Annotated in this window: 17 protein-coding genes; 6 read left to right on the top strand and 11 right to left on the bottom strand. The window is 71.7% G+C overall.

The features are described 5' to 3' along the window. Nucleotides 1–12: 12 nt before the first annotated feature. The 4 genes from ACFYZL_RS22415 to ACFYZL_RS22400 all read right to left on the bottom strand — a co-directional run bounded on the left by ACFYZL_RS22415 (nucleotide 13) and on the right by ACFYZL_RS22400 (nucleotide 3,728). A complete protein-coding gene (locus tag ACFYZL_RS22415; protein WP_384754007.1) occupies nucleotides 13–1,098 on the bottom strand; it encodes a branched-chain amino acid aminotransferase in 1,086 nt (361 codons plus the stop codon). 226 nt (nucleotides 1,099–1,324) lie between these two features. Next, nucleotides 1,325–2,365, bottom strand: coding sequence for a 3-isopropylmalate dehydrogenase (locus ACFYZL_RS22410; RefSeq protein WP_384754010.1), 1,041 nt, complete (start codon nucleotides 2,363–2,365; stop codon nucleotides 1,325–1,327). A gap of 89 nt (nucleotides 2,366–2,454) precedes the next feature. Continuing rightward, nucleotides 2,455–2,586 carry a hypothetical protein gene (locus ACFYZL_RS22405; protein ID WP_384754013.1) on the bottom strand — a complete coding sequence of 44 codons (132 nt, stop codon included), beginning with the start codon at nucleotides 2,584–2,586 and terminating at the stop codon, nucleotides 2,455–2,457. Between the two features lie 260 nt (nucleotides 2,587–2,846). Then, nucleotides 2,847–3,728: a LysR family transcriptional regulator gene (locus ACFYZL_RS22400; RefSeq protein WP_384754016.1), complete on the bottom strand. Its 882-nt coding sequence runs from the start codon at nucleotides 3,726–3,728 to the stop codon at nucleotides 2,847–2,849. A 98-nt stretch (nucleotides 3,729–3,826) separates the two neighbouring features. Here ACFYZL_RS22400 and ACFYZL_RS22395 point away from each other — a divergent pair, with 98 nt between their 5' ends. The 3 genes from ACFYZL_RS22395 (at nucleotide 3,827) to ACFYZL_RS22385 (ending at nucleotide 7,837) form a co-directional block, all read left to right on the top strand. After that, nucleotides 3,827–4,843 carry an NADP-dependent oxidoreductase gene (locus ACFYZL_RS22395; RefSeq protein ID WP_384754019.1) on the top strand — a complete coding sequence of 339 codons (1,017 nt, stop codon included), beginning with the start codon at nucleotides 3,827–3,829 and terminating at the stop codon, nucleotides 4,841–4,843. Nucleotides 4,844–4,962: 119 nt separating this feature from the next. Next, nucleotides 4,963–6,993, top strand: coding sequence for a phosphocholine-specific phospholipase C (locus ACFYZL_RS22390; RefSeq protein ID WP_384754022.1), 2,031 nt, complete (start codon nucleotides 4,963–4,965; stop codon nucleotides 6,991–6,993). A gap of 142 nt (nucleotides 6,994–7,135) precedes the next feature. Continuing rightward, complete coding sequence (locus ACFYZL_RS22385) at nucleotides 7,136–7,837, top strand: nitroreductase family protein (RefSeq protein ID WP_384754025.1); 702 nt, start codon at nucleotides 7,136–7,138, stop codon at nucleotides 7,835–7,837. On the opposite strand, the gene ACFYZL_RS22380 is transcribed toward ACFYZL_RS22385, so the two are convergent. From ACFYZL_RS22380 to ACFYZL_RS22365, 4 genes are all read right to left on the bottom strand, one after another. After that, nucleotides 7,821–8,036, bottom strand: coding sequence for a hypothetical protein (locus ACFYZL_RS22380; RefSeq protein WP_384754027.1), 216 nt, complete (start codon nucleotides 8,034–8,036; stop codon nucleotides 7,821–7,823). The genes ACFYZL_RS22385 and ACFYZL_RS22380 overlap by 17 nt on opposite strands. Then, on the bottom strand, nucleotides 8,036–8,932 hold the full coding sequence (locus ACFYZL_RS22375) for a hypothetical protein (RefSeq protein WP_384754030.1): 897 nt from the start codon (nucleotides 8,930–8,932) through the stop codon (nucleotides 8,036–8,038). The genes ACFYZL_RS22380 and ACFYZL_RS22375 overlap by 1 nt, the downstream gene beginning before the upstream one ends. 247 nt (nucleotides 8,933–9,179) lie before the next feature. Next, the gene (pruA, locus tag ACFYZL_RS22370) at nucleotides 9,180–10,811 is read right to left on the bottom strand and encodes an L-glutamate gamma-semialdehyde dehydrogenase (protein WP_384754033.1); all 1,632 of its coding nucleotides are present in this window, start codon (nucleotides 10,809–10,811) and stop codon (nucleotides 9,180–9,182) included. A gap of 31 nt (nucleotides 10,812–10,842) precedes the next feature. Further along, nucleotides 10,843–11,769 carry a proline dehydrogenase family protein gene (locus ACFYZL_RS22365; RefSeq protein ID WP_384754036.1) on the bottom strand — a complete coding sequence of 309 codons (927 nt, stop codon included), beginning with the start codon at nucleotides 11,767–11,769 and terminating at the stop codon, nucleotides 10,843–10,845. Nucleotides 11,770–11,929: 160 nt separating this feature from the next. Between ACFYZL_RS22365 and ACFYZL_RS22360 the strand changes: the two genes are divergently transcribed. Next, nucleotides 11,930–13,156 (top strand): PucR family transcriptional regulator, encoded by a 1,227-nt coding sequence (locus tag ACFYZL_RS22360; protein WP_384754039.1) that lies wholly within the window; start codon nucleotides 11,930–11,932, stop codon nucleotides 13,154–13,156. A 109-nt stretch (nucleotides 13,157–13,265) separates the two neighbouring features. Then, nucleotides 13,266–14,240, top strand: a complete 975-nt coding sequence (locus tag ACFYZL_RS22355; RefSeq protein WP_384754041.1) for an NAD(P)-dependent alcohol dehydrogenase — start codon at nucleotides 13,266–13,268, stop codon at nucleotides 14,238–14,240. A gap of 7 nt (nucleotides 14,241–14,247) precedes the next feature. Here the strand turns inward: ACFYZL_RS22355 and ACFYZL_RS22350 are convergent, their stop codons facing one another. Continuing rightward, on the bottom strand, nucleotides 14,248–15,162 hold the full coding sequence (locus tag ACFYZL_RS22350) for a hypothetical protein (protein ID WP_388681155.1): 915 nt from the start codon (nucleotides 15,160–15,162) through the stop codon (nucleotides 14,248–14,250). A 71-nt stretch (nucleotides 15,163–15,233) separates the two neighbouring features. After that, nucleotides 15,234–15,815, bottom strand: coding sequence for a TetR/AcrR family transcriptional regulator (locus ACFYZL_RS22345; protein WP_384754047.1), 582 nt, complete (start codon nucleotides 15,813–15,815; stop codon nucleotides 15,234–15,236). A 102-nt stretch (nucleotides 15,816–15,917) separates the two neighbouring features. On the opposite strand from ACFYZL_RS22345, the gene ACFYZL_RS22340 reads away from it, so the two are divergent. Beyond that, complete coding sequence (locus ACFYZL_RS22340; protein WP_384754050.1) at nucleotides 15,918–17,504, top strand: MFS transporter; 1,587 nt, start codon at nucleotides 15,918–15,920, stop codon at nucleotides 17,502–17,504. A gap of 224 nt (nucleotides 17,505–17,728) precedes the next feature. On the opposite strand, the gene serA is transcribed toward ACFYZL_RS22340, so the two are convergent. After that, entirely contained in the window at nucleotides 17,729–19,318 is a 1,590-nt protein-coding gene (gene serA, locus ACFYZL_RS22335) for a phosphoglycerate dehydrogenase (RefSeq protein WP_384751387.1), read from the bottom strand. Nucleotides 19,319–19,674: the final 356 nt, after the last annotated feature.

Below are 19,674 nucleotides of genomic sequence, written 5' to 3'. Positions count from 1 at the left end.
TCCACCGCGGGACTAGCCCAGCGGGTGCATCCAGCCGTGGGCGTCGGAGGCGCGGCCCGTCTGGAGGTCCAGGAGGGCCTTGCGGAGCTTCATGGTGACCTCGCCCGGCTCGCCGTCGCCCTGGATCCAGTTGGCGCGCGCGGACTTGACCGAGCCGACCGGGGTGATCACGGCCGCCGTGCCGCAGGCGAACACCTCGGTGAGGGTGCCGTTCGCGTTGTCGCGCTCCCAGTCCTCGGTGGTCAGGCGGCCCTCCTCGGCGGTGTAGCCGAGGTCGCGGGCGATGGTGAGGAGGGAGTCGCGGGTGATGCCCGGGAGGAGGGAGCCGGTGAGCTCGGGGGTGACGATGCGGTCGCCGTACACGAAGTACAGGTTCATCCCGCCCATTTCCTCGATCCAGCGGTGCTCGACGGCGTCGAGCCAGACCACCTGGTCGCAGCCGTGCGAGGCGGCCTGGGCCTGGGCGACGAGGGACGCCGCGTAGTTGCCGCCGGTCTTGGCCGCGCCGGTGCCGCCCTTCGCCGCCCGGACGTACTCCTCGGAGAGCCAGACGGAGACGGGCTTCACGCCGCCGGGGAAGTACGCGCCGGCGGGCGAGGCGATGACGATGAAGAGGAACTCGTTCGCCGGGCGGACACCGAGCCCGACCTCGGAGGCGAACATGAAGGGCCGCAGGTACAGCGAGGCCTCGCCGGAGTCCGGCACCCAGGCCCGGTCCTGCTGGACGAGGACGTCGCAGGCTTCGATGAACAACTCGGTGGGGAGCTCCGGCATCGCCATGCGGCGCGCGGAGGCCTGGAAGCGCTCGGCGTTGGCCTCGGGGCGGAAGGTGGCGACGGTGCCGTCGGGCTGCTTGTACGCCTTGAGGCCCTCGAAGATGGTCTGCGCGTAGTGCAGGGTCATGTTCGCCGGGTCGATCGACAGCGGCGCGTACGGGACCAGCTCCGCGTCGTGCCAGCCGCGCCCCTCGGTCCACTTGACCGTCACCATGTGGTCGGTGAAGTGGCGGCCGAAGCCGGGGCTGGCCAGGATCGCCTCGCGCTCCGCGTCGGACAGCGGGTGCGAGGAGGGCTTGAGCTCGATCGTGGGCGTCGTCATGAGTGCTTGTCCTTCACCGGTTGTGTATGGCGGACCGCGCTCACGGAGTACTAGGACGTCCGAGCATCCCCGCATTCCGCGGTCTCGCGTTCGATTATCGCGCGAGCGTGGGCTTCGGAGAAGCGGGGACAGCGGCCCAGGGGAGATGGTGGCACCCGTGGCCGCGCAGGAAAAGCCGCCGGGTCGCCTGTGTGACCCGACGGCTTCCTGGAGTGGTGCGGCCGGGTCAGCCGGCTACTCGAGCGGCGAGGGCGTCGCCGATCGCGTCGGTGGAGCGGAAGGTGCCGTCGCGCTCCGCCAGGTCGGCGGAGACCGCGTCCTCGATGCGGACGGCCTGGGCCTCGTAGCCCAGGTGACGCAGCAGGAGGGCCACGGAGAGGATCGTCGCGGTCGGGTCGGCCTTGCCGGTGCCGGCGATGTCCGGGGCAGAGCCGTGGACGGGCTCGAACATGGACGGGAACGCGCCGGTCGGGTTGATGTTCCCGGAGGCGGCGAGGCCGATGCCGCCGGTCACGGCGGCGGCCAGGTCGGTGAGGATGTCACCGAAGAGGTTGTCCGTCACGATGACGTCGAAGCGCTCGGGCTGGGTGACGAAGAAGATCGTCGCGGCGTCGACGTGCAGGTAGTCGGTGGTGACCTCGGGGTACTCCTGGCCGACCTTGTCGAAGATGTTCTTCCACATGTGGCCCGCGTACACGAGGACGTTGTTCTTGTGGACCAGGGTCAGCTTCTTGCGGGGGCGGGCGTTGGCCCGCTCGTACGCGTCACGGACGACGCGCTCGACACCGTACGCGGTGTTGATGCTGACCTCGGTGGCCACCTCGGCGGGGGTGCCGGTGCGCAGGCTGCCGCCGTTGCCGGTGTACGGACCCTCGGTGCCCTCGCGGACCACGACGAAGTCGATCTCCGGACGACCGGCCAGCGGGGTGGCCGTGTTCGGGAAGAGCTTCGACGGGCGCAGGTTGATGAAGTGGTCGAAGGCGAAGCGGAGCTTCAGCAGCAGACCGCGCTCCAGCACGCCGGACGGGACCGAGGGGTCGCCGATGGCGCCCAGCAGGATCGCGTCGTGGTGCTTGAGGGCTTCGAGCTCCGCGTCCGGGAGGGTTTCACCGGTGCGGTGCCAGCGCTGGGCGCCGAGGTCGTATTCCTTGGTCTCCAGCTTCACATCCTGGGGCAGGACCGCGGTAAGGACCTTGAGGCCCTGAGCCACGACTTCCTGGCCGATGCCATCACCGGGGATCACTGCGAGATTGATGCTGGTCGACATGGCAAGACCGTACTCCCTGTCCCAGCCCTCAGACACATTGCGTCCACCATGTGGACGCGTGGCCGCAATATGTCCGATGAGCGGGTTGATCAGTGGCCGGTTGCCCCGCCGTTGTCACGGCGGTCGAGCGCGCGCTGGAGGGCGGCGGCGGCGTTCTTGCGGTCGACGTCGGCCGTGGAGGAGCGGCGGACGCGGCGGGCTGCGGTGGTGACGGTCTTCATGGGTGATCGACTCCTTGAGATCACGGCGTGGCGGGGCCACGGATGAGGGGTTCCTTCAAGGCGCCGGAAGAGGCGGGGGGCGATGCGCCGCAGGGGTTGCCTGCCGGGGCGCGCGCCCTCTACCGCCATTCGCCTGATCGGCGAGACGTTCGGCTCATACAAAGCTAGGGCAGCTCCCGCTGTCTGTCTCCGCAATTACTCGGACTTCCTACTATCTGAGACGCGGAGTCGCCCGGAAGCACGCTCCAGAGGCTCCGTTTTCAGCCGTTTGTGGAGCGAAGTTCCCTGATCAGAGCCCTTACGGCGAGAGTGGCAGCCGATTCCGGTGTGGTGACGTATCCCACGCGTCTCACCGGCCCCTCGGGGCCCAGACAGGTGATGTCGACGGCCTCGGTCGCCTCCCGCAGGGACAGCTCGGGCATGATCGCCATGCCAAGGCCGCGGCCGACCATGGTCAGCACCATCGCGTCGTCCTCGGCCTTGACGGTGGCCCGGGGGATCCAGTCCTGGGCCAGCCACCAGGCCCGGGTGTACGAGCCGCAGTTCTCGTCCCAGTCCATCAGGGGCAGCGCCTTCGGTTCGGGGTGCCCCGCCGGGTGCACCAGCGAGTACGCCTCCTCCACCAGCACCCCGCTCAGCAGACCCGGCGGCAGCCCCGGCGAGGCGCCCAGGGTGGCGATGCCGAGGTCCGCGCGGCCCGCCGCCACCTCCCCCGCCGTGCCGGGCCCGATCTCCCGGACCACCCTGACCTCGGGGCGGATGCCGGGGTGGCGGGCGGTGAGCCGCTCCAGGGCGGGCGGCAGCAGGTGCAGGGCCGCACTGCGGAAGGCGGCGATGCGGAGCACGCCCTCCACCGGGTCCGCGCCTCGGCCCGCGCCGCGCACCTCCGCGCCCATGACCTCGTACAGCCTCAGGATCCGGCGGGCGTGGCCGACCGCCCGTTCCCCGGCCGCGGTGGGCGAGGCTCCGCCGCGGCCGCGCTCGAAGAGGACCGCGCCGAGCCTGGTCTCGCTGCCGCGCACGGAGTGCGAGACGGCCGACTGGGTGAGGCCGAGCACGGCCGCCGCGGCGGAGAAGCCGCCGCTGTCGGCGACGGCGACCAGGACCCGCAGTTCCCTCGGCGCCAACTCGCCGGCTGTCATGGCCGTCACCTCGTTCTATGAGCGCTGTTCATGGATGTGCCGCTTCCATGAACCGAACCCCCTGCCCGGCCCGGTGATTCCTTCCTAGCGTCTGCGTCATGACCACGAACACCACCGCGTACGCCGTCCATCAGATCGCCCGCCCGACCGGCTTCCCCTCCGCCTCCGACTTCGCGTACGTCCGCACCCCCGTGCCCGAGCCGGAGCCCGGTACCGCTCTCGTGCGCAACCTGCTGCTCTCCGTGGACCCGTACCACCGCGGGTTGATGGACGGCGGCGAGGGCGGCTTCGCGCTCGGAGCCCCGCTCGAAGGCCGCTCCGTGGGCCGCGTCATCGCCTCCCGCGATCCGGGCCTGGCCGAGGGCGACCTCGTCTTCCACCGTGCGGGCTGGCGCACGCACGCCCTGGTCACCCAGGGCACGGACGGCACGCGCAGGCTGCGCGGCCACGAGGGCGTCCCCCTGGAGGCGTACCTCTCGATCCTCGGCGGCACCGGCCTGACCGCGTACGCCGCGCTGACCCGGACCGCGGGCCTGCGCGAGGGCGAGGACCTCTTCGTCTCGGCCGCGGCGGGCGGCGTCGGCACGGCCACCGGCCGCATCGCCCGGCTGCTCGGTGCCCGCCGGATCATCGGCAGCGCCGGTTCGGCGGCGAAGGTCCGCCACCTGACCGGAACGCTGGGCTTCGACGCCGCCTTCGACTACCACGACGGGCCGGTCGGCGAGCAGCTCGCGAAGGCCGCCCCCGACGGCATCGACGTCTACGTGGACAACGTCGGCGGGGACCACTTGGAGGGCGCGATCGACGTGCTGCGCGAGCACGGGCGGATCGCCTGGGTCGGCGCCCTCTCGATGTACAACGGCGACCGGTCCCCGGCCGCTCCCCGCAACCTCTTCGAGGTCGTACACAAGTCACTGCGACTGGAAGGGGTATTGGTTCGTCATCACACCAATCTCCAGGAGGAGCTGGAGGACTTCCTCGTCCCGCACCTGCGCAGTGGTCGGATCGGCACGGACACCACCGTTGTACAGGGCTTCGATCACACGGTGGACGCCTTCCTGGGCCTGTTCCGGGGGGACAATCTGGGCAAGATGCTCGTGCGGATCGACGACTGATTCCGGCCACCCGGATGTTCACCGAGTTCTTACCGCACGGATGTAGACCTTTGCATCGACTGCCGCCACTCTTTGCGTCAATGTGCCAACCGGGCACTGGAGTTGGAGGCGAGGACTCAGTGACACCGATCAGCCGCAGAGGTTTCGTGGGAATCGGCGCGGGGCTGGTGGCCGGGGCGGCCCTGCCCCCGCTGCTGCCGACGACGGCGGCCGCGGCCGCCGCGACCGGCACCATCACCGATGTGAAGCACGTCGTGATCCTGATGCAGGAGAACCGCAGCTTCGACCACTACTTCGGCAAGCTGAAGGGTGTCCGCGGCTTCGGCGACCGCGCCGCCGGCAACATCCCGGGCGGCTGGGGCACCTTCAACCAGTACAACTGGGGCGCCCGCCAGTACCCGTTCAAGCTGTCCTCCACCCCTCCGGCCGGCGGGGCCGACAGCGAGACCCTCGCCCAGTGCACCGGCGACCTCCCGCACAGCTGGAGCTCGCAGCACGGAGCCTGGAACAAGGGCCGGATGGACAACTGGGTCACCGCCGTCGGCAAGACCCACACCCTCGGCTACCTCGACCGCGGGGACATCCCCTTCCACTACGGGCTCGCCGACAACTACACGATCTGCGACGCCTACTTCTGCTCCACGCTCAGCGCGACCGGTCCCAACCGCACCTTCCTGTGGAGCGGCAAGGTCGACGCGGGCAGCAAGGACGGCGGCGACGAGTCCGGACTGACCTGGGAGACGTACGCGGAGGCCCTCCAGCGGGCGGGCATGACCTGGAAGGTCTACCAGAACGCCCAGGACAACTACGGGGACAACGGGCTCGCCTACTTCAAGAAGTTCACCGACGCCAAGCCCGGCGACCCGCTGTGGGACCGCGGCATGGGCTCCGTGCCCAAGGTGACCGGCTCCACCCCGGACGACATCGCCGCCGCCATCCGCGCCGACGTCGTTGCCGGAACCCTCCCGCAGGTCTCGTGGGTGGTGGCGAACGAGGCCTTCTCCGAGCACCCGTACGCCCCGCCCGGCGACGGCGCGCACTTCGTCGACCTGGTCTACCGGGCGCTCGCCGCGAACCCGGAGGTCTTCGACTCCACCGTCCTGTTCCTCAACTACGACGAGAACGACGGCTTCTTCGACCACGTGGCGCCGCCGGTCGCCCCGCCGGGCACCCCCGGCGAGTACATCGACGGCATCCCGGTCGGGCTCGGCTTCCGCGTACCCATGATCGTGATGTCGCCGTGGACGCGGGGCGGCTGGGTCAGTTCCGAGGTCTTCGACCACACCTCCGTGCTGCGCTTCATGGAGACGTGGACGGCCGCCCTCGGCACCCCCGCCACCTGCCCGAACATCAGCGCCTGGCGCCGCAAGGTGGTGGGCGACCTGACCGGTGTCTTCGACTTCGCGCACCCGGTCTACGGGGTGCCCGCGGGCCTGCCCGGCACGGCGAAGGTCATCGGCCAGTCGACCTGCGGTCCGCTGCCCAACCCGGCGCCGCAGGACAACGCCCTCCCGGCGCAGGAGCCCGGCACCCGCCCGGCGCGGGCCCTGCCGTACCAGGTGAACGGCAACATGGACCGGCTGGAGTTCGGCGCGGCCGGCAAGATCCTGGCCTGGTTCTCCATGACCAACCAGGGCACCGAGGCGAAGCGGCCGGCGCACTTCTCGATCCACCCGCACCAGTACCGGGACACGGCCGCCTGGCAGTACACGGTCGACCCGGGCGCCACGTCGAGCGACTACTTCAACATCGGGCTCGGCAGCGGCTCCGGCAAGTACGACATCTCGATGTACGGCCCGAACCGCTTCCTGCGCCGCTTCCTCGGCGACGCCACGAAGCCGGGCAAGTCGCTGGAGGTCGCGGCCCGCTTCGCCGTCGAGGCGGGCACGGGCAAGACCGCGATCTGGTTCAAGATGACCAACGCCTCGGCCTCGCCGGTCACCTTCACGATCCGCTCGAACGCCTACCGCACCGACGGCCCGTGGACCTACACCGTCGCCGCGAACTCCTCCACCGAGGACTACTTCAACGCGGTGGCGTACAGCAACGGCTGGTACGACTTCACGATCCTCGCCGACTCCGACGGCACCTGGTCGCGCCGCTACACGGGCCACATCGAGACCGGCGCCCCGAGCATCTCGGGCTCCTGACGCTCCCGGCCCGGCGGGGTCCGGCCGGACCCCGCCGGGCGGCCGGGCGGGCCGCGCCGCGGACGCGGAACGCCGGAGTTCGGCCGCCATGGGGCCGACGGGGCTCTGGCGGTCTGGACCATTGCCTCGGCAGACTCCCTCCATGTCGCCCGATACCGAAGCGTGGACCCCGATCCACGGCCACCCGTACCGTCCCGCCCCCTATCGCCCCGCACGCATGCCCGGAGAGGAATCCCTGGCGCGCGCCGCCGAGTTGCGGGCGCGGATGGACGAGCGCAGGACCGTACGCCACTTCTCCCCCGACCCCGTGCCCGAGCAGGTGGTCCGCGACGCCATCGCGTGCGCCGCGACCGCTCCGTCCGGGGCGCACCAGCAGCCGTGGACCTTCGTCCTGGTCAAGGACCCCGTCGTACGGGAGCGGATCCGCGCCGCCGCCGAGCAGGAGGAGGAGCTCTCCTACGACGGCCGGCTCGGCGACGAATGGCTCGCGGCCCTGCGCCCCCTCGGCACGGACGCCGTGAAGACCCACCTCACGGACGCCCCGGCCCTGATCGTGGTCTTCCAGCAGCGCTACTGGCTCGGCCCCGACGGCACGAAGCGCAAGCACTACTACGTGGACGAGTCGGTCGGCATCGCGGTCGGCATGCTGCTGTCCGCCCTCCACCTGTCGGGCCTGGCCGCGCTGATCCACACGCCGAGCCCGATGCGCTTCCTCTCCCACGTCCTGGACCGACCGGAGAACGAGAAGGCCTTCGCGGTGATCCCGGTGGGCTACCCGGCGGACGACTGCGAGGTCCCGGACCTGGTCCGCAAGTCCCTCGACCAGGTCATCGTGGAGGTGTGACCACCTCGGTGGCGGGCGGCGGCCCCTCGTCGGCGGCCGCCTGCCCGCCCAGGGCCCCGGCCAGCCGCATCCCGATCCGTACCCGGTCCTCGGGCGTGCCCGCATCCATGGCGGCGCGCACCTGCCGCAGGATCAGCCAGTCGCGCACCACCTTGGCGACCCCGAGCACTGCCGCCGTCACGATCGCCGCGGTCAGCATCAGGCCACCCCCCGCGCACGGAGCCTGTCGCCGCCCACCGGACAACGCTGCCGCCGGACGGTGACGAACGCCCCGCCCAGCGCGATCTCCCCGGCGAACCACGGCCGGTCCCGCGGTTGCTCCTGCACGTAAGGGGGCCGGTGCGCCAGTCCGCTGCGGCGCAGTCGCCGTTCCAGCTCGGCCGCCTCCAGGGCGCAGCACCACTCGACGACCAGGTCCATGCTTCCGTGGGTGTAGGTGTTCGCCCACCCGTGCGCGGTGGTGGTCACGCCGAGCAGCTGGGGTCGCCTCAGGACCCGGCTGAGCAGCAGGTCCTGCGCCGCGGCCCGGTCCGGATCGCCGCCCCGGGCGGTCCAGGCGGACAGCTCGGCCGCCTCGGCCGGGTGGGGGCGATGGCGGTTGCGCCGCCACAGCTGCCGCAGCCCGTCGGCGTGCTCCGGCAGCTTCGGCCGCCATTCCCCGTCCGGATGGATCAGTCGTACCGCCGCGTCCCCCTCCGCGCTCCTGACCACCCACTCCCGGCCGTGCGGTGCGAGCCTGAGGCCGGGAACGCCCCGGGTCCCGCCGTAGACCTCGTCCAGGCGCGGAAGGAGGGCACCAAGCACCCGGTCGGCCATGGCCGGGTGCAGGTCGAGTGCCAGGCCGGCCGTACCGGGCACGGCGCGCGTGAAGCCGAGCACGGCCCCTTGACGCTGGTCGTCGCGCAGGGAGTCGGCGAGGACGTGGACCATCTGGGCCTCGAAGGTGCGCTGCCCGGCGCCGCCGGCATCGGGCACCGGCTGCTCCCTGGTGATCAGGCCGGCCGCGGCCCACTTCAGGCAGGTGTGGTGGGCGAGGCCCGTGGCCTCTCGGCAGAGGGTGGCCACACGGTGGCGGTTGTCTGTGCGCCTGGACATACGTCTCCTCGGGCACCGTCCCGGTACGACGCGTAGAGGTCTCGTATCTCCGTGCTGACATCCACCCCGTACGGGAACTCGTGAGAGCCCTGCGCTCCCTCGGGTGTCCGGGCCCGAGTGCGTGGAGCGTGTCGCCGTACGCGACAACTCCGTTCAGGCTAGCACCGCTTGCCCCTTCGGGGAATGGAAACCGCCCCCGCTCCGGACTTGGGGGTACCGGAGCGGGGGCGGGGTTCTGCGGGGCCGGTCAGCCCATGTGCGGGTAGCCGTACTCGGTCGGCGGGACCAGGGTCTCCTTGATGGAGCGGGTCGAGGTCCAGCGCTGGAGGTTGCTCGCCGCGCCGGCCTTGTCGTTGGTGCCCGAGGCGCGGCCGCCGCCGAAGGGCTGCTGGCCGACGACGGCGCCGGTCGACTTGTCGTTGATGTAGAAGTTGCCCGCCGCGAAGCGGAGCTTCTCCATCGCGTCCGCGGCCGCGTAGCGGTCGGCGGCGATGATCGAGCCGGTCAGGGCGTACGCCGAGACGGACTCCATCTGGGCCAGCATCGCGTCGAAGTCGGCGTCCTCGTAGACGTGGATCGCCAGGATCGGGCCGAAGTACTCGGTCGTGAAGACCTCGTTCTCCGGGTCGGTGCACGCGATGACGGTCGGGCGCACGAAGTAGCCCTCGGAGTCGTCGTACGTGCCGCCCGCGATGATCTCGCACGTCGGGTCGGCCTTCGCACGGTCGATCGCGGCCTTGTTCTTCGCGAAGGACCGCTCGTCGATGACGGCGCCGATGAAGTTGGTCAGGTCGCGGACGTCACCCATGGTGATGCCGTCGACCTCGGCCGCGAAGGCCTCCTTGAAGCCGTCGTTCCAGATGGAGGCCGGGACGTAGGCGCGCGAGGACGCCGAGCACTTCTGGCCCTGGAACTCGAAGGAGCCGCGGGTCAGGGCGGTCTTCAGGATGGCGCGGTCCGCGGACGGGTGCGCGACGACGAAGTCCTTGCCGCCGGTCTCGCCGACGAGGCGCGGGTAGGACTTGTACTTCTCGATGTTGTTGCCGACCGTCTTCCACAGGTACTGGAAGGTCTTGGTCGAGCCGGTGAAGTGGATGCCCGCCAGCTCGGGGTGGTTCAGGGCCACCTCGGAGACGGCGATGCCGTCGCCGGTCACCAGGTTGATGACGCCCTTCGGCAGGCCGGCCTCCTCCAGGAGCTCCATGAGGAGGACCGCGGAGTGGGTCTGGGTCGGGGACGGCTTCCACAGGACCACGTTGCCCATGAGGGCGGGGGCGGTCGGCAGGTTGCCGGCGATGGCCGTGAAGTTGAACGGCGTGATCGCGTAGACGAAGCCTTCCAGCGGGCGGTGGTCGCTGCGGTTCCACACGCCGGCGGAGTTCGCGACCGGCTGCTCGGCCAGGATCTGGCGGGCGAAGTGGACGTTGAAGCGCCAGAAGTCGACGAGCTCGCACGGGGTGTCGATCTCGGCCTGCTGCGCGGTCTTGGACTGGCCCAGCATGGTCGAGGCGGCGAGCTTCTCGCGCCACGGGCCGGCCAGCAGCTCGGCGGCGCGCAGGATGATGGCGGCGCGGTCGTCGAACGACATCGCGCGCCAGGCCGGGGCGGCGGCCAGGGCCGCGTCGACGGCCTCCCGGGCGTCGGCCTCGGTGGCGTTGGCGTAGGTGCCGATGACGGACTTGTGGTCGTGGGGCTGGACCACGTCGAAGCGCTCGCCGCCGCCCATCCGCTTGACGCCGTTGATCGTCATCGGGAGGTCGATCGGGTTCTCGGACAGCTGCTTGAGCTGCGCTTCGAGACGCGCGCGCTCGGCGCTGCCCGGGGCGTACGAGTGGACCGGCTCGTTGACCGGAGCGGGGACCTGGGTCACTGCGTCCATGGCTCTGCTAACTCCTTGACCTGGTTCTGGACTAGTTCTTGGTGATCATCGAGCGGAGGAAGAAGAGGAGGTTGGCGGGCTTCTCCGCGAGGCGGCGCATGAAGTAGCCGTACCAGTCCGTCCCGTACGCGGTGTAGACGCGCATCCGGTGGCCTTCGGCGGCGAGGCGCAGGTGCTCCTCGCTGCGGATGCCGTAGAGCATCTGGAACTCGTACTCGTCCTGCTTGCGCCCGGCCGCCCGGGCGAGCTCCTGCGCGATGGCGATCAGGCGCGGGTCGTGCGACCCGATCATCGGGTAGCCCTCGCCCTCCATCAGGATCTTCATGATGCGGACGTACGCCTTGTCGATCTCGGCCTTGTCCTGGTAGGCGACCTCGGCGGGCTCCTTGTAGGCGCCCTTCACGATCCGGACGCGGCTGCCGGCGGCGGCGAGGCGCCGGGCGTCGGCCTCGGTGCGGAAGAGGTACGCCTGGATCACGCAGCCGGTCTCGGGGAAGTCCCGGCGCAGCTCCTCGTGGATGGCGAACATCGAGTCGAGGGTGGTGTGGTCCTCGGCGTCGAGGGTCACGGTGGTGCCGATGGCGGCGGCGGCCTCGACGACCGGGCGGACGTTGGCGAGGGCGAGCTCGTGGCCGCCTTCCAGCGCCTGGCCGAACATCGACAGCTTCACGGACATCTCGACGGTCTCGCCGAGGCCGAGGACGTCGAGGTGCTCGATGAGCCGGAGGTAGGCGTCGCGGGCGGCGTGCGACTGGGCCACCTCGGTGATGTCCTCGCCGACGACGTCGAGGGTGACTTCCAGGCCCTTGCGCGTGAGGTCCTCGACGATCGGGATCACCTGCTCGACCGTCTCACCGGGGATGAACCGGTTCACCACGGGCTTGGTCACCGGGGCGGCAGAGACGATTCGGCGCATCTTGTCGCTGCGCGAAGCGGCGAGGATCACGGGACCCAGCACGGGGGCACCTCCAGCGGGTGGCAGAAGAAAAGCTCAAGTAAAACCTCCGTGAAACCTAAGGATCGCTTCGATGCTCTGCCATCGACAGCTGTCACGCATCCGTGTCCCCGATCTCATACATCTGTCTGAAGAGCCGCCGTGCGAGTGGGAGAATGGCCGCGTGAAGGGCGATTACCAGGACCTGGTGGACGAGATCTCTGCGCTGCTCGGCGCCCCGGCGACGCTGGAGAACCGGGACTTCCGCCTCATCGCCTTCGGCGCGCACGACAGCGAGGACGACTCGGCGATGGATCCGGTCCGGACCAGGTCGATCCTCACGCGTCAGTCGACCGCGGCCGTCCGCTCCTGGTTCGAGGGGTTCGGCATCGCCCGCGCCACCGGGCCCGTCCGGATCCCGGCGGCACCCGACGCGGGGGTCTTCCGGGGGCGGATCTGCCTTCCGGTGCGCTACCGGGGCATCGTGCAGGGGTACGTGTGGCTCCTCGACCAGGAGCCCGGCAAGCCCGGCCGGCCCTCCCCCGGCCGACCCTCCTCCGACGCCGGCCCGAGCGCCGCGGCACTCGACGCCGCCATGGAGGTGGCCGAGCGGATCGGGGTCCTGCTCGCCGAGGAGGCGAAGGCGGGCGCCGACCTCTCGCGGGAGTTCCTGGCGGTACTGACGGCAGGGCGGGGCTGGCAGCAGGACATGGCGGTGTCCGCGCTGCGGCTCGCCCTCGGCGCGGGCGGGGACGGGCTGCACGCGGCGGTGTGCGTGGCGCCGTGGCCCGGGGAGGCCCCGGCGTCGGTGCCGGGCGCGGCGGCGGTGTGCGTGGTCCCGCGCGGGGCGGGCGGAGCCGACGGCACCGCGTCCGGGGGCGGCGACCTGGCGGTGCTGCTGCGGCTGCGCTCGCCCGACGCCCTGGATCCGGCCCTGACGGCGGTGGCCCGGCTGCTCCCGGGAGCCGCGGGAGCCTCCGCACCGGGAGTTCGCCCCGCCACCGCCGGCGTGGCCGAGCCGATCCGGGGTCTGGGGGCGCTGCCCGCCGCCTGGGAACAGGCGGTCGCGGCGGCCCGCGCGGCCGCCGCGCAGCCCCGGCTCGGCCGGGTCGCGCGGTGGTCGGCCATCGGCCCGTACCGGATGCTGGCCGCGCTCGCCGCCGATCCCGTGGGCGATCCGGCGACCCGCGCCCTGCTGGACCCGGCCCACCGCGAACTGGCCCGTACCGCCGAGGTGTTCCTGGACTGCGCGGGGCAGGCGGGGCGCGCGGCCGCGGCGCTGGGGATCCACCGGCAGACCCTGTACTACCGGATCTCGCGGGTGGAGCAGCTGACGGGGCTGGACCTGGACGAGGGCGAGGACCGGCTGCTGCTGCACATGGCCCTCAAGGCGGCCCGGCTGCACGGCTGACGACGCAGGCGGTACGGCCGGTATCGGGGGCGGTCCCTAGGGGCGGTCCCGGATACCGGTACGGCCGCGGGTCCCTTAACGTCGCGAACAATCGACTTGCGGAGGCCAGATGAAGGCGATCGTCCAGGACCGGTACGGCTCATCCGATGTTCTGGAGTTCAGGGAGGTCGACCGCCCGGTCCCCGGGGACGGCGAGGTGCTCGTACGGGTGCGCGCGGCCTCGGTGAACGCCCGTGACTGGCACGTCATGCGCGGCGATCCGTACGTGGCGCGCCTGGCCTTCGGACTGACCAGACCGAGACAGCCGATCCAGGGCACCGACTTCGCGGGCGTGGTGGAGGCCGTCGGCAGCCGCGTGACCGGGCTGCGCCCCGGTGACGAGGTGTACGGCGAGGCCGGCGGGGCGTTCGCCGAGTACGTGTGCGCCCCGCAGGGCGCGGTGGGCGCGAAGCCGGCCAACCTGTCCTTCGAGCAGGCCGCCGCGGTGCCGCTGGCCGGGAACACCGCCCTGATGGGCCTGCGCGATCTGGGGGGCCTGCGGCCGGGGCAGCACGTCCTGGTCAACGGCGCCTCGGGCGGCGTGGGCACCTTCGCCGTGCAGATCGCCAAGGCGCTCGGCGCGGAGGTGACCGGCGTGTGCAGCACCCGGAACGTGGACCTGGTCCGCTCGCTCGGCGCGGACCACGTCGTCGACTACAAGCAGGAGGACTTCACCCGGACGGGACTGCGGTACGACCTCGTCCTCGACCTGGTGGGCAACCGCACGCTGGCCGACCAGCGGCGAGCGCTGACCCGCGCGGGCGCCCTGGTCCTGTCCGGCGGCGGTGTGTCCGACGGCGGCAGCCTGTTCGGCCCGATGGGCCTCATCATCCGCGGGCAGCTCATGCCCCGCTTCGGCGGCCCGAAGATCCACGTCCTGACGGCGAAGCCGAATGCGGACAACCTGGCGGCGCTGCGCGAGCTCGTCGAGCGGGGCGCGGTCACTCCGGCCGTCGACCGCACCTACCCGCTGAGGGAAGGGGCCGAGGCCATCCGCTACCTCGAAGTGGAGCACGCGAGCGCCAAGGTCGTGATCACCTGTTGACGGGGCTTCAGCGGCGCCGGTAACCCTTCTCCAGCGGTGCGCCGCTCTCCGAGTCGATGACGATCCGCTCCCCCACCGGCCGGGTCAGGGTGACGGGGACGTTCTGCTCCAGCATGATCGCGGGGCAGGCCGCGTCGCGGCCCGTCTTCTCGCCGGGCAGGATCCGCCCGGCGAGGACCACGGTGTCCGTGCCTTCGAGGACGTCGACGGCGACCCCGCCGTCGCAGGCTCCATGACCTGCCGTCACCTCGAAGGAGGTCGCGTCCGGGGACGCGGCCGAGTGGCCGGACAGCGGGGCCGTGCCCCCGTCGACGGTGCGCAGCGGCTCGATCGGGGGCTTGGGGAGCTCCTGCGGTCGGATCGCGATCCGGGCGAGCGGCGTGTCATACCCCTCGACGGTGAACAGCCACGCGGGGACCCGGGCCGGGCCCCGGCTGGTGCGCACGGCGGTCTCCCCGAAGACGACGGCCGTGATGGGCAGGGCGTGATCGGGCTGCCCCGCGGGGCCCTTCCCGCGGCCCAGTTGCTCGTACGCCTCCTGCGCGCTCAGCAGGGGCAGGGCGAGCTCGCCGCCCGCGTCCCAGCGGACCGGGGTGGCGGGCGGCGGGTCGGCGGGCAGCCCGGCGCGCAGGACGAAGTTTCCGTTGACCGCGGCGGCCTTGTCCTCGCCCGAGCGGAATCCACCCGTCGGCGCCCAGTCCTGTTCGCCCAACGGGTGGAAGCCGTCCCGCCACTGCTTGAGCGCCGCCGAGCCCTCCCAGGCGGCGGCCACCCGTTCCATGCGCGGCCGGGTGTCCGCGGGAGCGGTCCGCTCGGCTCTTCCCGCTCCCCCGGGCGCCGCTCCACATCCGGCCGTCAGCAACGCCGCCGCCACCATCAGGCCGGACACCACCGCCCCGGCTCCGGTTCTCCCTGCCGCCATCGCAACTCCCCCTCGTCTCGGGCCGATTCGGGGGTGGGACGGAGCCGGCCGGGCGGCGGTTCCGGCTCCGGTCACTCCGCCGCAGATCCCACGGCCCGCGCGGCGGCCATCCGCATGCCTTCGGTGAACTCCTCGGCGCTCGCGGCCGACTTCGGGTCGAACAGCCACTGGATCATGAGGCCGTTCAGGAGTGCCTGGTAGAAGGCTCCGAGCGTCCGCTCCTCCCGTTCGCCGATCTCCTCCTCCGGGGTGTCGGTCATCATCGCGATCAGGCCGCGGCGCCCCTCGCCCTGCGAGGCCGCGATCATGGCGTGCAGGTCCGGCAGCCGGTCGCGGGAGAGCGCGACCTCCAGGCTGGCCGCCCAGACCGGGCCCGCCGCCTCGCGCTGGGCGAGGAAGCCCTCCCAGACCACGCGGAAGCGTTCCAGCGAACCGCCCTCACCTGCCGCACCGTCCTGGAATCCCGCGCCCAGCTCCTGCAACAAGGCGACGAAGGCCTCGGTGAGCAGCGCGTCCTTCGAGCCGTAGTGATAGCCGATGGAGGCCAGGTTCGCGCCCGAGGCCTTCACGATGTCGCGCGCCGTCGTGCGCACGAAACCCTTCTCGACCAGGCACTTCTTGGCACCCTCAAGCAGATCTTCGCGATGTCCCATGGCGTCACCGTAGCAAGACGGGCGTCACAGACGGAAGTTCCAGACGATCGTCATGTACAGACGTCATAGACAAACGTTTATGACGTCTGTACATTCCTTCTCATGACGAACCCCAGCGCCACCGCGCGCCTCGCCGGCCGCCGCGAATGGACCGCCTTCACGGTCCTCCTGCTGCCTCTGCTCCTGGTCTCGATGGACGTCTCCGTCCTCTACTTCGCCATCCCGGCCATCACCGAGCAGCTGGACCCGAGCGCCACCCAGCAGCTGTGGATCTTCGACAGCTACGCCTTCGCCCTCTCCGGCCTGCTGATCACGATGGGATCGCTCGGCGACCGGATCGGCCGCCGCAGGCTGCTGCTGATCGGCGCGACGGCCTTCGGCCTCGCCTCGGCCGGCGCCGCCTACGCCACGAGCGCGGAGATGCTGATCGCGGCCCGTGTACTGCTCGGGATCGGCGGCGCCACCCTGATGCCCTCCACGCTCGCGCTCATCCGCAACCTCTTCCGGGACGACAAGCAGCGCGGCAAGGCCATCGCCATCTGGTCCGGGGCCATGACCGGCGGGATCGCCCTCGGCTCGGTGCTCAGCGGTGTGATGCTGAACCACTTCTGGTGGGGCTCCGTCTTCCTGGTCAACGTGCCCGCGATGCTGCTCCTGCTGGTCCTGGTCCCCGTACTGGTCCCCGAGTTCAAGGACCCGGCCCCCGGTCGCTTCGACCTGCTGTCCGTGCCGCTGTCCACGGCCGCCGTACTGCCGGTCGTCTACGGGCTCAAGGAGATCGCCGCCGAGGGCTTCGAGCCCTTCTACGCGGGCTGCCTGCTCGTCGGCCTGGCCTTCGGGTACGTCTTCGTCCGCCGGCAGCGGACCCGGGAGGACGCGATGGTCGGCCGGGTGCTGTTCCGGGGCCGCGGTTTCGGCGCCGGGGTCGGCCTCAACACGATCGCGGCCTTCGCCATGATGGGCTCGGCCTACTTCACGACCCAGTACCTGCAGTCCGTGCTCGGCATGGGCACCCTGGAAGCCGCACTGTGGAGCCTGGCCCCCTCGGTCGTCATCGGTGCCGCGGCCCCGGTCTCCGCCGCCCTGGCCCAGAAGACGGACCGGGCGTACGTCATCGCCGGCGGGTTCGTCCTCGCCGCCGGCGGATTCGCCCTGATGGCCCTGGTCGGCACCGACTCGCTGTGGCTGCTGCTGACCGGCGCCGGGGTGCTCGCCTCGGGCATCGTCACCGTGATGTCCCTGGTCTCCGACATGGCGCTCGCCTCGGCCCCCGCCGAGAAGGCCGGTTCCGCCGCCTCCCTCCTGGAGACCGGTCAGGAGTTCGGCGGCGCCCTCGGCATGGCGGTCCTGGGCAGCCTGGGCACCGCGGTCTACCGCGGCGACCTCGCCGCCGCCGACCCGGCCGCGCGGGAGACCCTCGGCGGAGCGGTGGCCGTCGCCCACCGGATGGGCGGGGAGGCGGGCGGGCAACTGCTGGCCCTGGCCCGGGAGGCCTTCGTCCACGGAATGCACTCCGCGGCCTGGGGCGGCACCGCACTCCTCGTCGGGGCGGCCCTGCTCGCCGCGACCCTGCTGCGGGGAATCGCGACCCCGGCCCCGACCCCGGCGGACGCATCCGGCCCGGCCGACACCCCTGGCCCGGCCCCCACCCTCAGCCCCGCCGACACCCCCAGCCCCGCCGGCGTTTGAGGCGCGGGGTCCGGGGCGGAGCCCGGGGACACTCCCAGCCCCGCCGGCGTTTGAGGCGCGGGGTCCGGGACGGAGCCCCGGGGAACGGCGGAAGGGCGGGTGGGGGACGAGCCCCGCAGGGACCCGCCCGAGCCGGGGCACGGCTGACGCGGGACGAGGGAAAAGGGAAACGGGAAAGGGCCCGGGGGAAGATCCCCGGGCCCTCTCCCGTTGGTCCGTACCGGTCAGCCGAGGCTGACGGTGCGCGCGGAGACCGCGCCGATCTCGGTGGAGATGTCCGCGAGGACGTTCGCCGGGACCTCCGCGTCGACGGTGAGGATGGCGAGCGCCTCGCCGTGCTCCTCGGCACGGGCGACCTGCATGCCCGCGATGTTCAGACCGGCCTCGCCGAGCAGCTGGCCGACCTTGCCGACCACGCCCGGGCGGTCGGCGTAGCGCAGCACGACCATGAAGTCGGCGAGCGCCAGGTCCACGTCGTACTCGCCGACGCCCACGATCTTCTGAAGGTGCTTCGGGCCCGCGAGCGTGCCGGAGACCGAGACCTCCTGACCGTCCGACAGGGTGCCGCGGACGGTCACCACGTTGCGGTGGTCCGGGGACTCCGAGCTGGTGGTCAGACGCACCTCGACGCCGCGCTCCTGCGCGAACAACGGGGCGTTGACGTAGGAGACCGTCTCGTCGACGACGTCCTCGAAGACACCCTTGAGCGCGGAGAGTTCGAGCACCTTCACGTCGTGCTGGGTGATCTCGCCGCAGACCTCGACGTCGAGTCGGACCGCGACCTCGCCCGCGAGGGCGGTGAAGATGCGGCCGAGCTTCTCGGCGAGCGGCAGGCCCGGACGGACGTCCTCGGCGATGACACCGCCCTGGACGTTGACCGCGTCCGGCACGAGCTCACCGGCGAGCGCGAGGCGCACGGACTTGGCGACCGCGATACCGGCCTTCTCCTGGGCCTCGTCCGTGGACGCGCCGAGGTGCGGGGTGCAGACGACCTGGTCGAGCTCGAAGAGCGGGGAGTCCGTGCAGGGCTCCTTCGCGTACACGTCGAGGCCGGCGCCGGCGACGCGGCCCTCCTTGATGGCCGAGTACAGGGCGGCCTCGTCCACGATCCCGCCGCGCGCGGCGTTGACGATGCGGACGGACGGCTTCACCTTGTGCAGGGCCTCGTCCCCGATGAGACCGAGGGTCTCGGGGGTCTTGGGCAGGTGCACGGTGATGAAGTCGGCGACCTCCAGGAGCTCGTCCAGCGCCAGCATCTTGACGCCCATCTGGGCGGCGCGCGCGGGCTGCACGTAGGGGTCGTACGCGACGATCTTCATGCCGAAGGCCGACATGCGCTGGGCGACCAGGACACCGATGCGGCCGAGGCCGACGACACCGAGGGTCTTCTCGCTGAGCTCGACGCCGGTGTACTTGTTCCGCTTCCACTCGCCGTTCTTCAGGGCGGTGTTGGCCTGCGGGATGTTGCGGGCGGTGGCGACGAGCAGGCCGCAGGCGAGCTCGGCGGCCGTCACGATGTTCGAGGTCGGAGCGTTGACGACCATCACGCCGGCCTTGGTGGCGGCGGAGACGTCCACGTTGTCCAGACCGACGCCGGCGCGGGCGACGACCTTCAGCTTCTTCGCCGCGGCGATGGCCTCGGCGTCGACCTTGGTGGCGGAGCGCACGAGGATCGCGTCGACGTCGGCGATCGCGGGCAGCAGCTCGGCGCGGTCCGCGCCGTTGCAGTGCCGGATCTCGAAGTCCGGGCCGAGCGCCTCGACGGTCGCGGGCGACAGCTCTTCGGCGATGAGTACGACAGGTTTCGAGCTCACGTGGGTCATCCTCACAAGTCCAGTGCGGACGGCCGTCCCGACGGCCGCAGGCGGTGGAGGGGGTAGCCGCGTGGAAGACGCACGACACTGTGGGCCTGACGCGTATGTGTTGAGCAGTGTAGTGGCGGCAGCGGACCGGATTTCCGCCTGTACGGAAGGATCACCCGTCCGTGGTTGGCCGCGTTGGACAAGCCGGGCCCTCGCGGGCCGTCCGGTGATGCGCGGCGGGGGGGGGGGGGGGCGGGGGCCCCCCCCCCCCCCCCCCCCCCCCCCCCCCCGCCCGCCCCCCCCCCCCCACCCCCGTGGGCGCGGGTCGGGGCGGGGGGGGGCTCCCCCGGGGGGCGCGGGGCCAGCTT

The organism is Streptomyces sp. NPDC001717 (assembly GCF_042892775.1).
In the GTDB taxonomy this organism is placed as follows: Bacteria; Actinomycetota; Actinomycetes; order Streptomycetales; family Streptomycetaceae; genus Streptomyces.
The sequence above is the reverse complement of the archived record's forward strand: the minus strand, read 5'-3'. Positions and strand labels throughout refer to the sequence as shown.

Excerpts from the sequence above, each read along its gene's own strand:
- ACFYZL_RS22415 (WP_384754007.1), bottom strand. The coding sequence starts at position 1,098 with ATGACGACGCCCACGATCGAGCTCAAGCCCTCCTCGCACCCGCTGTCC.
- ACFYZL_RS22410 (WP_384754010.1), bottom strand. The coding sequence starts at position 2,365 with ATGTCGACCAGCATCAATCTCGCAGTGATCCCCGGTGATGGCATCGGC.
- ACFYZL_RS22405 (WP_384754013.1), bottom strand. The coding sequence starts at position 2,586 with ATGAAGACCGTCACCACCGCAGCCCGCCGCGTCCGCCGCTCCTCCACG.
- ACFYZL_RS22400 (WP_384754016.1), bottom strand. The coding sequence starts at position 3,728 with ATGACAGCCGGCGAGTTGGCGCCGAGGGAACTGCGGGTCCTGGTCGCC.
- ACFYZL_RS22395 (WP_384754019.1), top strand. The coding sequence starts at position 3,827 with ATGACCACGAACACCACCGCGTACGCCGTCCATCAGATCGCCCGCCCG.
- ACFYZL_RS22385 (WP_384754025.1), top strand. The coding sequence starts at position 7,136 with ATGTCGCCCGATACCGAAGCGTGGACCCCGATCCACGGCCACCCGTAC.
- ACFYZL_RS22380 (WP_384754027.1), bottom strand. The coding sequence starts at position 8,036 with ATGCTGACCGCGGCGATCGTGACGGCGGCAGTGCTCGGGGTCGCCAAG.
- ACFYZL_RS22375 (WP_384754030.1), bottom strand. The coding sequence starts at position 8,932 with ATGTCCAGGCGCACAGACAACCGCCACCGTGTGGCCACCCTCTGCCGA.
- pruA (WP_384754033.1), bottom strand. The coding sequence starts at position 10,811 with ATGGACGCAGTGACCCAGGTCCCCGCTCCGGTCAACGAGCCGGTCCAC.
- ACFYZL_RS22355 (WP_384754041.1), top strand. The coding sequence starts at position 13,266 with ATGAAGGCGATCGTCCAGGACCGGTACGGCTCATCCGATGTTCTGGAG.
- ACFYZL_RS22350 (WP_388681155.1), bottom strand. The coding sequence starts at position 15,162 with ATGGCGGCAGGGAGAACCGGAGCCGGGGCGGTGGTGTCCGGCCTGATG.
- ACFYZL_RS22345 (WP_384754047.1), bottom strand. The coding sequence starts at position 15,815 with ATGGGACATCGCGAAGATCTGCTTGAGGGTGCCAAGAAGTGCCTGGTC.
- ACFYZL_RS22340 (WP_384754050.1), top strand. The coding sequence starts at position 15,918 with ATGACGAACCCCAGCGCCACCGCGCGCCTCGCCGGCCGCCGCGAATGG.